Source organism: Dermatophilaceae bacterium Soc4.6, assembly GCA_039889245.1.
In the GTDB taxonomy this organism is placed as follows: Bacteria; Actinomycetota; Actinomycetes; order Actinomycetales; family Dermatophilaceae; genus Lapillicoccus.
The window spans coordinates 4,098,177-4,110,459 of the sequence record JAZGVH010000002.1 but is presented as its reverse complement, the minus strand read 5'-3'; the positions used below and the strand labels follow the sequence as shown (position 1 = coordinate 4,110,459).

Here is a 12,283-nt window from a genome sequence, read left to right as displayed (position 1 = left end):
CGGGCAAAATCTATAAAAAGAATATAAAGCCTAAAGTGGGGCGACTCGGGCTTGAACCGAGGACCGACGGATTATGAGTCCGCTGCTCTGACCGGCTGAGCTACCGCCCCTGGCGGCGACCACACGGCATACGACCAGGTCGTATGCCGTGGAGCATGGCGCCGCGGAGAGCCTACCCGCCCGCGGGTGGCTCAGGAGGAGCGACGGGCGTCAGTGGTGTGACCGTCCGCCCTCCTCGTCGCGGATGCAGTGCAGCACGGCGTTGATCAGCGCGAGGTGGGTGAACGCCTGCGGGAAGTTGCCCAGGTGCTGACCGTTGTGGGGGTCGATCTCCTCGGCGTAGAGCTCGAGCGGACCGGCGAAGGAGAGCAGCTTGGCGCACAGCTTGCGGGCCCGCTCCTTCTCGCCGATCTCCGACAGGGCCGACACCAGCCAGAAGGAGCAGATGGTGAAGGAGCCCTCCTCCCCCGTGAAGCCGTCGTCGGTCTCGTCGACCTTGTAGCGCAGAACCAGCCCGTCGACCGTGAGCTCGTCGGCGATCGCGAGCACGGTGGCCCGGATCCGTGGGTCGTCCGGAGGCAGGAACCGCATCAGCGGCGCAAGCAGGAGCGAGGCGTCGAGCGCCGTGCTGCCATAGAACTGCATGAGCACTCCGCGCTCGTCGACGCCGTGCTCGAGGATGTCCTGCTTGATCTCCTCGGCTGCCTCCTCCCACAGCGCCGCCTCAGCGGACCGGCCGATCATCGAGGCGAGCTTGGCCCCGCGGTCGACGGCGACCCAGCACATGATCTTGCTCGACGTGAAGTGCTTCAGCTCGCCGCGCACCTCCCAGATGCCGGCGTCGGGCTCGCGCCAGTGCTTCAACGCGGCGCCGACCTGGTTGCCCAGGATCGGCCAGATCCGGCTGTCGAGGTGGTCGGCCGCCCGGGAGTGCAGGTAGACGCTGTCGAGCAGGGCACCCCAGACGTCGTGCTGCCTCTGCGTGCTCGCGGCGTTGCCGACGCGCACCGGGCGCGAGTTGGCGTAGCCCGGCAAGTGGTCGAGCTCGATCTCCGACAGGTCGCGCTCGCCCCCGACGCCGTACATGATCTGCAGGTCCTCGTCGCGCTCGGCGAGGTCGGCGATGAAGGAGAAGAAGTCGACGGCCTCCCAGTCGAAGCCGAGGGAGTGCATGGCCCACAGGGCGAAGGTCGCGTCGCGGATCCAGGTGTAGCGGTAGTCGTAGTTGCGCCCTCCCCCCGGGGACTCCGGCAGCGACGTCGTCGCCGCCGCCGCGATGGCGCCGGTCGGGGCGTAGGTCAGGCCCTTGAGCGTGAGGGCACTGCGCTGGAGCTGGCTGCGCCACGGGTGGTCGGGGAAGTGGCCGCGGGCCAGCCAGTGCTGCCAGTGGTGGGCCGTCCAGACCATGCGGCTGTGGGCCTCCGCATAGTCAGTCGGCGGCTCCTCGCCACCCCAGGAGAGCGCGACGTAGCGCACGTCGCCCTCCTTGAGCAGGGTGCGCGCGGTGGCCTGACCGCCCTCGAAGCCCAGCCGCATGTCGGTCGTGAGGGTGAGCTCGGGCAGCCCCCCGACCCCCGCGGTCGCCCGCGCCTGGTGGTAGCCCTCCTTGGTGTGCTCCCACCGCACGCTCTCACGGCCGTAGTCGAGCGCCGGCTCGCATTCCATGACCACCTGCACGTCGCCGGAGACGCAGCTGATCGTGCGCAGGAGCACCTGCTCGGCGTCGTAGTCGGTCGGGGTGCGGCGATGGGTGTGGGACAGCTCGTGCTCGTCGCGCCACGGCCCGATCAGCAGCGCGTCGCACACGATGATCCAGCCGCTGCCCGTGCCCCACGAGGTCTCGAGGATCATCGTGCCGGGCAGGTAGCGGCGGGCGGCGGGCACGAGCGTGTCGGCGGGGGCAATGCGGAAGCTGCCCGCGTGGCCGCCGAGGATCGCACCGAAGACGCTCGGTGAGTCGATGCGGGGCAGGCACATCCAGTCCACCGAGCCACCCGGGGCGACGAGTGCCGTGACCTCCCCGTCGGACAGGAAGCCGTAGTCGCCGATCGGCACGGTGCGGGAGCTGCCGAGGGTGACACCGTCACGACGGGAGGCGCGGGAGGCTGCGGTCATCCACCGATGATGGCGGGTCGACCCGCTGGCGGCCAGCACCCCGGGCTGAATCGTCCCTCACGATCGGGTGACAACCGGCTGGGAGAATCCCCAAAATTCACTGAGCCCGTATAGGTTGCGTCAATGACTGACGGACCCTCGCGCACGCCCATGGTGGAGATCGCCGGCGTCAACAAGCACTACGGCGACCTGCACGTCCTGCAAGACATCGACCTCACCGTCGGCAAGGGTGAGGTCGTCGTCGTCCTCGGTCCCTCCGGCTCCGGCAAGTCGACCCTGTGCCGCACGATCAACCGGCTCGAGACGTTCGAGACCGGCGCGATCTCGATCGACGGGGTGGCTCTCCCCGAGGAGGGCAAGGCGCTGGCGCAGCTGCGGGCCGACGTCGGCATGGTCTTCCAGAGCTTCAACCTGTTCGCGCACAAGACGATCCTCGAGAACGTCACCCTCGGCCCCATCAAGGTGCGCGGTCGCCAGAAGGCCGACGCCGACCAGCGAGCCGCCGAGCTGCTCGAGCGCGTCGGCATCGCCCACCAGGCCTCGAAGTACCCCGCCCAGCTCTCGGGCGGCCAGCAGCAGCGGGTCGCGATCGCCCGGAGCCTGGCCATGGACCCGAAGGTCATGCTCTTCGACGAGCCGACCTCGGCGCTCGACCCCGAGATGATCAACGAGGTCCTCGACGTGATGGTCGAGCTCGCCGGCTCGGGCATGACCATGATCGTCGTCACCCACGAGATGGGCTTCGCCCGCAAGGCCGCTGACCGCGTGGTCTTCATGGCCGACGGACAGATCGTCGAGGCCGGAGAGCCCGAGCAGTTCTTCACGCACCCGAGCAGCGACCGGGCCAAGGACTTCCTCGGCAAGATCCTCACCCACTGACCATCTTCTTCCACCAGCACCCGCCTGACACCACGAGGAGCACATCCATGAAGCTCGCCCGTATCACCCTCGCCGCGATAACGGCCCTCGGCGCGAGCGGTCTCGCTGCCTGCGGCAGCGGTTCGCCCGCCAGCACCGCCGGAGGCACCGCCGGAGGCGGCCAGACGGTCAAGGTCGGCATCAAGTTCGACCAGCCCAACATGGGGCTCAAGAGCGGCTCCACCTACGAGGGTTTCGACGTCGACGTCGCCAACTACATCGCCAAGAAGATCAACGTCACGCCCGAGTTCGTCGAGGCCATCTCCTCGCAGCGCGAGAGCCTGATCAAGACCGGTCAGGTGAAGTACATCGTCGGCACCTACTCCATCACCGACAAGCGCAAGGTCGACGTCGACTTCGCCGGCCCCTACTTCATCGCCGGCCAGGACCTGCTCGTGCGCAGCGACGACACCGCCATCACCGGGCCCGACACCCTCGCCGGCAAGAAGCTCTGCTCGGTCAAGGGCTCGACCTCAGCCTCCAACCTGCAGGCCAAGTACCCCGGCATCAACCTGCAGGAGTACAACACCTACACGCTGTGCGTCGACGCCCTGAAGGCCGGCAGCGTCGACGCGCTGACGACCGACAACACCATCCTCGCGGGGTATGCCGCGCAGGACGCGAACAAGGGCAAGCTCAAGGTCGTCGGCACGACCTTCTCCACCGAGAACTACGGCGTGGGCCTGAAGAAGGGCGACACCGCCTTCTGCAACCAGGTCAACGACGCCATCAAGGAGTTCATCTCGTCCGGCGAGTGGCAGAAGTCGGTCGACAAGTGGCTCGGCCCGGCCGGCTTCAAGCCGGGCGAGGGCAACCCGCCCACCCCCGCCGCCTGCTCCTGAGCACCACATGGGTGACCTCTTCGCCGCCTACCCGATCTTCGGGGCCTTTGGCGTCACGCTGCTGCTGACGTTCTTCTCCGCCATCGGCGCGACGATCCTCGGGGTGGTCGTGGTGATCCTGCGGGTCTCGCCCGTGCCGTTGCTGCAGAAGCTCGGGGCGCTCTACGTCAACATCTGGCGCAACACGCCGCTGACGCTGATCATCATCGCCGCCAACATCGTGATGATCGTCAACCTCGGCTTCAGCTTCAGCGAGAGCTTCAGCCGCGACAACCTCATCTGGGCGGTCATCGCGCTGTCCGTCTACCACGCGGCCTTCGTCTGCGAGGCGCTGCGCAGCGGCGTCAACACCGTCCCCGCCGGGCAGGCCGAGGCGGCCCGCTCGCTCGGCCTGACCTTCAGCCAGAGCCTCACGCTCGTGCTGCTGCCCCAGGCCATCCGGGGCGCCATCACCCCCTTGGGCAACACCCTGATCGCCCTGACGAAGAACACCACGGTGGCCACGGCCATCGGCGTGGCCGAGATCAGCGGCCTGCAGAAGACGATGATGGAAGACCGACCCGACCTCTTCGTCGTGATCGTGCTCATCGTGGCGGTCGGCTTCGTGGTCATCACCCTGCCGATGGGGTTGTTGACGAGCCACCTGTCGGCCCGGCTGGGGGTGCGGCGATGAGCGACATCGTGCTCTTCGACGCGCCGGGCCCGGTCGCGCGGGCCCGTCACCGGCTGCTGGCCGCCGTCGGCGCCGTACTGGTCCTGGCCTTCCTGGCCTTCGCGCTCTACAAGCTCGGAGAGAAGGGCAACCTCGCGGCCGACAAGTGGACGCCCTTCTTCACCGCGTCGATGTGGGTCGACTACCTCCTGCCCGGCCTAGTCAACACCCTCAAGGCGGCCGCCATCTCGGTGGTGCTCGCGGGGGCCTTCGGTCTGCTCTTCGGCATCGGTCGGATGTCGCAGATCGCCCCGGTGCGGTGGCTCTGCACGGGGGTCATCGAGCTCTTCCGGTCCATCCCCGTGCTCGTGATGATGATCGCGGCCTTCCAGTACTTCACCTACAACAACGTCTTCGTCAGTGACATCTCCCCGCTCGCCGCGGTGGTCACCGGCCTGACGCTCTACAACGGCTCGGTGATCGCCGAGCTGCTGCGCTCAGGGGTCTCCAGCCTGCCGTCCGGGCAGCGGGAGGCCGGTCTGTCGATCGGGCTGACCCCGTGGCAGACGCTGCAGCGCATCCAGCTCCCGCAGGCCATCACCGCCATGCTGCCGGCCCTGGTCGGTCAGCTGGTGGTCGTGCTCAAGGACACGGCCCTCGGCAACATCGTGCTCTATCCCGAGCTGCTGACGAACTACCAGCGGATCGGGTCCAACTGGTCGAACATCGTGCCGGCCATGATCGTCATCGCCGTGATCTACATCGGCATCAACTACACGCTGACCGTCATCGCCGGCCGGGTGGAGCAGCGCATGCGCCGCTCGCACGGTGGTGGCGGGGGCGCGGTGACCGGTGGGGCCGCCGGCCCGCCGTCGCTCGCGGTGGAGACCGCCGTGCTCGAGGCCGACGAGCCACGGCTCGGCGCTCGCTAGGGCACCAGGCGCAGAAGAAGGAGGGCGGCCCCACTCGGGGTGCCGCCCTCCTTCATGCGCTCCCCCGACTGGACTCGAACCAGTAACCTGCCGATTAACAGTCGGCTGCTCTGCCAATTGAGCTACAGGGGAATGCTGCTCGAGCGGCACAGACCGAGCCGGTGAGCCCGCTGTGGTGCGCCGGGCAACAATAGCAAAGGTCGGCCGCCGGGGAGAAAACGGCCTCCCGACCGTGCAGGCCCGCGGTTCAGCCCGGCATCCCGACCTGCTCGCGCAGCCACGCCAGGGCCACGGTGGCAGCCGCCTCGGTCTCGGCGTCCTCACGGACCCCGCGGCCGAGCACGACCTGCTCGACCAGGTCGCCGGTGGTGAGGTCCTGACGGATGACCGCCCGGCCCGTCCGGCGCCCTGCGAGGCGCAGGTCCTGGGCCAGCACGACGCTGGCCTGCACGCGCTCGCGCAGCACCTGGAGGAAGAGCGCCTCCTCACCGAGACGCCACTGGCCCGGGCGCGCCGACGACGCGGCCCAGGTGATGGTGAGCTGGCTGCTCTCGCGGGCCCAGGTGCCCCGGTCGACCTCGTGCCACGGGCGCCGCCACGTCACGGCGAGCTGTCCGTCCTCGGTGACGGCCGACGGGTCGACCAGGGCCACCGCATACGTCGTGGCGAGCAGCCAGGCACCGGTGTCGGTGTCCCGCGCGGCCGCCAGGACCTTCTCGTGCGCCTGGAGGTCGAGCGCGCCGCGCACCTGGGCGGGCAGCTCGGGGATGCCGCGGCTCGAGCCGGGCAGCAGCCGGGTCAGTCGGGTCGGCAGGGACGGGGGTGGCATGTCAGGTCTCCTCTTGGGTCTGCAGGTCGACGCGCTCGCGCTGGAGCGCCGAGAGCTCGACGCTGAGCTCGCGCGCCCGGGCCGGGTCACCCTCGCCGGAGGCATCGAGGCGCCGCAGGGCACTGAGGGCGTCGGAGATCTTGCGAGTCAGGGTCATCTCGCGCAGCCGCATGCTGAGCGAGGCGGCATACCGGCGGCTCGGCATGCCGGTGGTGCGGTCCATCGTCACCGGAAGCGGAGCAACGGCGAGCTCGGACACGAGCGCGTGCACGGCCTGGGGGGCCGCCTGGGTCACCCGGTCGGTCCAGGCTGCCGACGACAGGTCGCGCGGCAGGAGGCCGGCTCCCTCGACGCCGTCGAAGACCGCCCGGTGGGCCGGTGCCGAGAACGCCGTGGAGTCGATGCCCGCGAGGTCGTCCTGGCCGATGAGCGAGGGGAACTGCAGCACGAGCTGGAGCAGTTGGCGCTCGAGCATCACGACGGGGTCGCGCAGGTCGGGCCGGGGCACGGCGCCGGCGAGCTCGTCGGCCGAGGGCTCGAGGGTGGCCTCCGCCGGCTCACCCGACCGCTGGTCGCGGGAGTCGTCGTACGACGGCTTGACCCCGGCCTTCACGGCGCGGTTGACCTCGCCGGTCACCTGCTCGACCTCGAGCCCCAGCAGCCCGGCGAGCACGCGGGCGTACTCGGGGCGCAGGGAGTGGTCGCGGATGCTCGCGACGATGGGGGCGGCAGCCCGCATGGCCTGGATGCGGCCCTCGGCGGTCTCGAGGTCGAAGCGGCGCAGGGTGGTGCGTACGGCGAACTCGAACATCGGCACGGCGTCGTCGACGAGCCCGCGCACGGCGAGGGGTCCGTCGGACTGGCGCAGCTCACACGGGTCCTTGCCGGACGGCTCGACCGCGACGAACGACTGCGAGGCCCAGCGCTGGTCCTCACCGAACGCGCGCATGGCCGCCTTCTGGCCGGCCGCGTCGCCGTCGAAGGTAAAGACGACCCGGGCCGGGGCGAGGTCGGCCTCGTCGCGCATGATGCGGCGCAGCACCTTGATGTGGTCGAGGCCGAAGGCGGTGCCGCAGGTGGCGACGGCGGTCTCGACGCCCGACAGGTGGCAGGCCATGACGTCGGTGTAGCCCTCGACGATGACCGCGGTGCGGTCGCGGGCGACGGCCTTCTTGGCCAGGTCGAGGCCGTAGAGCACGGTGGACTTCTTGTAGATCGGCGTCTCGGAGGTGTTGAGGTACTTCGCCTCGATGCGGTCGTCCTCGAAGAGCCGACGGGCCCCGAAGCCGACCGTGTCGCCGGTGATGTCGCGGATCGGCCAGACCAGGCGGCCCCGGAAGCGGTCGTAGAGGCCCCGGGCTCCGCGGCCGGAGAGCCCGCCGGTGACGATCTCGTCGTCGGTGAAGCCCTTGCCGCGCAGGTGGCGGGTGAGGTCCTCGCCGCCGCGGGGGGCGAAGCCGACCCCGAAGAGGCGCACGGCGTCGCTGTCGAAGCCGCGCTCGCGCAGGAAGTCGCGGCCGGTGCGGGCCAGCGCGTTGGCCGGGTCGAGCAGCTGCGCGGTGTAGTAGTCCTCGGCGACGCGGTGCGCCTCGAGCAGGCGGGAGCGGCGGCCGAGCGAGCCCTCGTCGCGGGCAGGTCCACCGCCCTCCTCGTAGTGCAGCTCGATGCCGTTCTTCTGCGCGAGCCGCTCGACGGCCTCGGCGAAGGTCAGGTGCTCGACCTTCTGCACGAAGGAGATGACGTCGCCCCCCTCACCGCAGCCGAAGCAGTGGTAGGCGCCGACGGCCGGGCGCACGTTGAACGACGGCGACTTCTCGTCGTGGAAGGGGCACAGGCCCTTCATCGAGCCCGGGCCGGCCGGGCGGAGGGTCACGTGCTCACGCACGACGTCCTCGATGTTGGCGCGGTCCTTGACGACGGCGACGTCCTCCGCCTTGATCCGTCCCGCCACGAGCCGCCTCCTTCTCCTCCGTCGTCAGTCTAGGTGGCGGGTCCGGCGGCGGGCGGGCGGGCGGGCCGCATACGCCTTCACCTGAAGCCGTGTGCGCGCGATCTGGCGGCAGGCTCCCGCATCCTCCTTCACGTGCAGGCGTATGCCGTCAGGACGGGTCAGGACCAGACCCGGGCCAGCTGGATGGCGCGGCGGTCCGTGAGCGAGGCGACCTGGTCGACGACCACCCGCAGGCGCTCGTCGTCGTCGACCGAGCCCTCGAAGTCGGCGCGCAGCTCGGGGTCGAGCCGGCTGGGGTCGTCGCCGAAGGCCGCGCACAGGGCCACCACCATGTCGCGCTGCTCCTGCATCACCGAGACCCGCTCGGAGGCATTCATCACGAAGTGTGCGGCCACCGCCTTGAGCACCGAGCACTCGGCCCGCACCTCGTCCGGCACGACCAGGTCGGCGGCGTACCGGGTGAGCACCCCGTCGCCGTGCTTGGCGCGGGTGGCCTGCTCGACGATCAGCACGAAGCGCCCGACGAGCCGGCTGGTCATGTCCTTGACCGCGGCGAGATCGACCCGCGACCCGGTGAAGCTGCCCGGGACGACGCCGGTCGCCAGCAGCCGCTGCAGCGCCTCGGCGAGGAACCCGGCCTCGAGGTCGGGGGCGTAGGCAGCGCGGGCAACGTCGTGCACCACCGTCATCTCGTCGCGACTGTGCAGCACCCGCGGGTCGACGCGCCCCGAGGCGATGGCGTCCTCGACGTCGTGCACGGAGTAGGCGACGTCATCGGCCCAGTCCATGACCTCGGCCTCGAGGCACCGCGCCCCGTCGGGCACGCCGTCACGGAACCACTCGTAGACCGACAGGTCGGCCGCATACACGCCGAACTTGGGGGTGGCCGGGCTGCGCGGCCAGGGGTACTTCGTGGCCGCGTCGAGGCTGGCCCGGGTCAGGTTGAGCCCGGCCGAGCGGCCGTCGGGGTGGAAGCGCTTGGCCTCGAGCCGTGTGAGCACCCGCAGGGTCTGGGCGTTGCCCTCGAAGCCGCCGATGGTCTGCGCGACGGCCGCGAGCGCCGTCTCGCCGTTGTGGCCGAACGGCGGGTGGCCGAGGTCGTGGGCCAGGCAGGCGGTGTCGACGACGTCGGCGTCGCAGCCGAGGGCGGCCCCGAACTCGCGCCCGATCTGGGCGACCTCGAGGCTGTGGGTGAGCCGGTTGCGGGCGAAGTCGCTGCTCGTGGGCTGCACCACCTGGGTCTTGGCCGAGAGGCGGCGCAGGCTGGCGGAGTGGATCAGCCGGGCGCGGTCGCGGGCGAAGTCGTCACGGTCGGCACGCTTGTGCGCAGGGTCCTCGGAGACCCACCGCTCCTGGTCGCGCACGTCGTAGCCTGGGCGCTCCCCCGGCTCGCGTGCGCGCTCGACCCCGCTCACCCCCCGACTGTATGCCGTGGCGCCGCGACTCGTGCATGCGTCGCAACCACCGGGGCCTACGTCGCCTGAACTCGAAGATCTTCGAGCCAGAGCGAGCGGACCCGTAACCGGTCAGCGCTCCCAGCGACCCTCACGCACGCGCACCAGGTGGGCGAGCACCCCCGGGACCCATCCCTGCTGGCCGCCCATCCACCGGGCGCCGACGAGGTTGGCCGGGACCACGACGAAGTCGTCCTCGCCTCCCGCGACCGCGAGGTCGGTGCCGAACGCATCGTGCACCAGCGACCACTCGAGGTCGGTGTGCCGCACGAGGTGCTCGCCCAGACCGATCACCCACGGCTCGCGGCGGGCGTCCTCGTCAGCCCGTCGGCGCTCGGGCGTGGCGGTCCACTCGCCCATCGCCGCGTCGAAGCCGGCTCCGAGCGACGCCAGGTCGTCGACGTCGACGCCGAGGGCGTCGAGCTCGGCCAGCCCCGCGGTGACCCGGGCGACCTCGGCGTCACCGACCGGCCGCACGCGGGGCCGCATCGGGACGCTCGGGTCGTACTCCGGCCCGTCGTCCCCCTCGGCCACACCGGCTCCGTCGGCTCGACGGCCACCCTCGTCACCCGACCCACCGGCGTCACCGGCACCCTTGTCCGTGCGTGAGAACCAGCCCATCGCCTCACCCTACGACGATCGTCAGGCCCGGAGCGTGATCCTCAACAGCTTGTCTGCGTCACCGTTGGTCGTCGTGACGTAGAGCGCGCCGTCCGGTCCGACCCGGGCGGCCCGCAGCCGACCGTAGGGCCCGTTGGTCGAGGCCGGGATCGTCACGTCGGCCAGGGCCCCACCCGAGTCGAGGCGCAGCAGCAGGAGCTTGGCGCCCTTGAGCGCGGTGACCACCAGCGCCCCCTCGTAGGCGCCCCACGGGGAGCCCGTGAGGAAGGCCGCCGCGCACACCGCCTGGGTCGTCGCCCCCGACTCCCACACCGCGGGCACGGCATCGGGAAAGCGCTCGGTGTCGGTCATCGGCACGGTCTCGTCGTAGCCGCCGACGGTGCCGCCCCGGGACGGGTCCCAGCCGTAGTTGGCCCCGGCACGGATGCGGTTGACCTCGTCGTTGGAGCTCGGGCCGTGCTCGGCGGTGTAGACCACGCCAGTGCCGGGCTGGATCGCGACGCCCTGCAGGTTGCGGTGGCCGTAGCTGTAGACGTAGCGCTGCCTCTGGTCGCTGGCCGAGGCAAAGGGGTTGTCGGGCAACGGCTTCCCCGTTTCGAGGTCGAGCCGCAGCACCTTGCCACCGAGGCTCATGAGGTCCTGGGAGATCGCCCCCTGGGCGGTGTCACCGGTGCCGACCAGCAGCGCCCCGTCAGCGGCGATCGTCGGACGACAGCCCGAGTGGCGGCCGGTCGAGATCGGCAGCCCGGTCAGCAGCGCCTTCTCCCGGGCGGCGGACCGCCCGTCGGCCGACAGGCGCCAGGTCACGAGCCGGATGTCGACCGCCCGGCCGCCCTCCTGGTGGGTCTGGCAGGTGGTGAAGCGTCGGGTCGTCGCGAAGTCCGGGTGCACGACCATCCCCATGAGCCCGCCCTCGCTCTGCACGAAGAGGTCGGACAGGTCGGCCTGCACCGTCGTCGCGGTCGCCCCCTCCCGCAGCCCCGACACGAGGGCGATCCGGCCGGGCCGCTGGGTCACCAGCGCCCGGCCGTCGGGCAGGAAGCCGATGTCCCAACCGTGGGTCAGCCCCGCCGTCACCACCTCGACGTCGAGAGCCGGGGGCGCCTTCGCCGCGGCCGGTCGCGGGGCGGGGACCCTCCCGGTCGACGGCACCTGCCCCACGTCGTCGCCCCCGCCACTGCTCTGGGTGCACCCGCCCACGGCGGCCAGCCCCACGAGCAGGGCGACCCCCAGCACCCGCGCTCTCCGACGGCGACCTCGAGACGGACGGGAAGAGGAGCTCATCCCCCATCCTCACCCGCTGCCGCCTGCGCCGCAGCCACGGCCGCAGCCCGCGCGACCCACCCGGGCTGGGTGCCGTAGCGCTGGCTCGGGATGAGCCTCCCGGCCGCACAGTGGGCGAGCAGCTGAGCCATCCGCCTGTCGTTGGTGGCCGCGGTCTTGGCCGAGGTCACCCACCAGGTCGCGATCTTGCGGTAGCCGGGCGTCGCCTCGGCCCAGAACGCCGTCGCGGCTGCGTCGGCCGTGAGCTGCGCCGCATACGGCTCAGGGAGGGTGAGCTCTCCCTGCTCGAACGAGTAGATGCCGGAGCGCTCGGGCCGACGCCGCTCCCAGGCGGCGAGGCCGGCAGGCCGCATGAGCCCCTGGGCCGTGAGCCTCTCGACGAGGGCGAGGTTGACGCTCGACCAGACGCTGGTCGGCTTGCGGGGGGTCCACCGCTGGCGCACGGCCTCGTCGTCGATGCGCTGCACCTGGCTGTCGATCCACCCGAAGCACAGGGCCTCGGGCACCGCCTGCTCCCAGACCAGCCCACGGTCGGGCACGTGCTTCTTGCGCAGTCCCATCCAGAGCTCGGTCGCGCGCTCGTGGTGCTCCTCGAGCCACTCACGGAAGTCGGGCGGGCCGTCGAAGAACAGCGCTGGCCGGTCGGGTGTCCCCCCCTGCTGGCTGCCCACGACCGACCCCGACC

The 12,283-nt window shown here is 71.0% G+C and carries 11 protein-coding genes and 2 tRNA genes; 4 read left to right on the top strand and 9 right to left on the bottom strand.

All coding sequences use genetic code 11. The features are described 5' to 3' along the window. Nucleotides 1-36 precede the first annotated feature (36 nt). Both V3N99_19220 and V3N99_19215 read right to left on the bottom strand, forming a co-directional pair. A tRNA-Ile gene (locus V3N99_19220) sits at nt 37-110 on the bottom strand. Nucleotides 111-210: 100 nt separating this feature from the next. Beyond that, complete coding sequence (locus tag V3N99_19215; protein ID MEO3938864.1) at nt 211-2,115, bottom strand: glycoside hydrolase family 15 protein; 1,905 nt, start codon at nt 2,113-2,115, stop codon at nt 211-213. Nucleotides 2,116-2,265: 150 nt separating this feature from the next. On the opposite strand from V3N99_19215, the gene V3N99_19210 reads away from it, so the two are divergent. Genes V3N99_19210 through V3N99_19195 form a run of 4 tightly spaced genes read left to right on the top strand, consistent with a single transcriptional unit; the run spans nt 2,266 to nt 5,459 of the window. Continuing rightward, nucleotides 2,266-2,994, top strand: coding sequence for an amino acid ABC transporter ATP-binding protein (locus V3N99_19210; GenBank protein ID MEO3938863.1), 729 nt, complete (start codon nt 2,266-2,268; stop codon nt 2,992-2,994). 47 nt (nt 2,995-3,041) lie between these two features. Next, nucleotides 3,042-3,875: a glutamate ABC transporter substrate-binding protein gene (locus V3N99_19205; protein MEO3938862.1), complete on the top strand. Its 834-nt coding sequence runs from the start codon at nt 3,042-3,044 to the stop codon at nt 3,873-3,875. A 7-nt stretch (nt 3,876-3,882) separates the two neighbouring features. Then, entirely contained in the window at nt 3,883-4,548 is a 666-nt protein-coding gene (locus V3N99_19200) for an amino acid ABC transporter permease (GenBank protein MEO3938861.1), read from the top strand. Next, complete coding sequence (locus V3N99_19195) at nt 4,545-5,459, top strand: amino acid ABC transporter permease (protein MEO3938860.1); 915 nt, start codon at nt 4,545-4,547, stop codon at nt 5,457-5,459. The genes V3N99_19200 and V3N99_19195 overlap by 4 nt, the downstream gene beginning before the upstream one ends. A 59-nt stretch (nt 5,460-5,518) precedes the next feature. Here the strand turns inward: V3N99_19195 and V3N99_19190 are convergent. The 7 genes from V3N99_19190 to V3N99_19160 all read right to left on the bottom strand — a co-directional run bounded on the left by V3N99_19190 (nt 5,519) and on the right by V3N99_19160 (nt 12,269). Continuing rightward, nucleotides 5,519-5,591 (bottom strand) — tRNA-Asn (locus tag V3N99_19190). A gap of 115 nt (nt 5,592-5,706) precedes the next feature. Beyond that, nucleotides 5,707-6,288, bottom strand: a complete 582-nt coding sequence (locus V3N99_19185; protein MEO3938859.1) for a hypothetical protein — start codon at nt 6,286-6,288, stop codon at nt 5,707-5,709. A 1-nt stretch (nt 6,289) separates the two neighbouring features. Then, nucleotides 6,290-8,239 carry a DNA primase gene (gene dnaG / locus V3N99_19180; GenBank protein ID MEO3938858.1) on the bottom strand — a complete coding sequence of 650 codons (1,950 nt, stop codon included), beginning with the start codon at nt 8,237-8,239 and terminating at the stop codon, nt 6,290-6,292. A gap of 158 nt (nt 8,240-8,397) precedes the next feature. Next, entirely contained in the window at nt 8,398-9,654 is a 1,257-nt protein-coding gene (locus tag V3N99_19175; GenBank protein MEO3938857.1) for a deoxyguanosinetriphosphate triphosphohydrolase, read from the bottom strand. A 111-nt stretch (nt 9,655-9,765) separates the two neighbouring features. Next, the gene (locus V3N99_19170) at nt 9,766-10,314 is read right to left on the bottom strand and encodes a DUF3806 domain-containing protein (protein MEO3938856.1); all 549 of its coding nucleotides are present in this window, start codon (nt 10,312-10,314) and stop codon (nt 9,766-9,768) included. Between the two features lie 21 nt (nt 10,315-10,335). Continuing rightward, nucleotides 10,336-11,598, bottom strand: coding sequence for a PQQ-dependent sugar dehydrogenase (locus V3N99_19165; GenBank protein MEO3938855.1), 1,263 nt, complete (start codon nt 11,596-11,598; stop codon nt 10,336-10,338). Further along, a complete protein-coding gene (locus tag V3N99_19160) occupies nt 11,595-12,269 on the bottom strand; it encodes a YdeI/OmpD-associated family protein (protein MEO3938854.1) in 675 nt (224 codons plus the stop codon). Before V3N99_19160 ends, V3N99_19165 begins: the two co-directional genes overlap by 4 nt. Between the last annotated feature and the right edge of the window lie 14 nt (nt 12,270-12,283).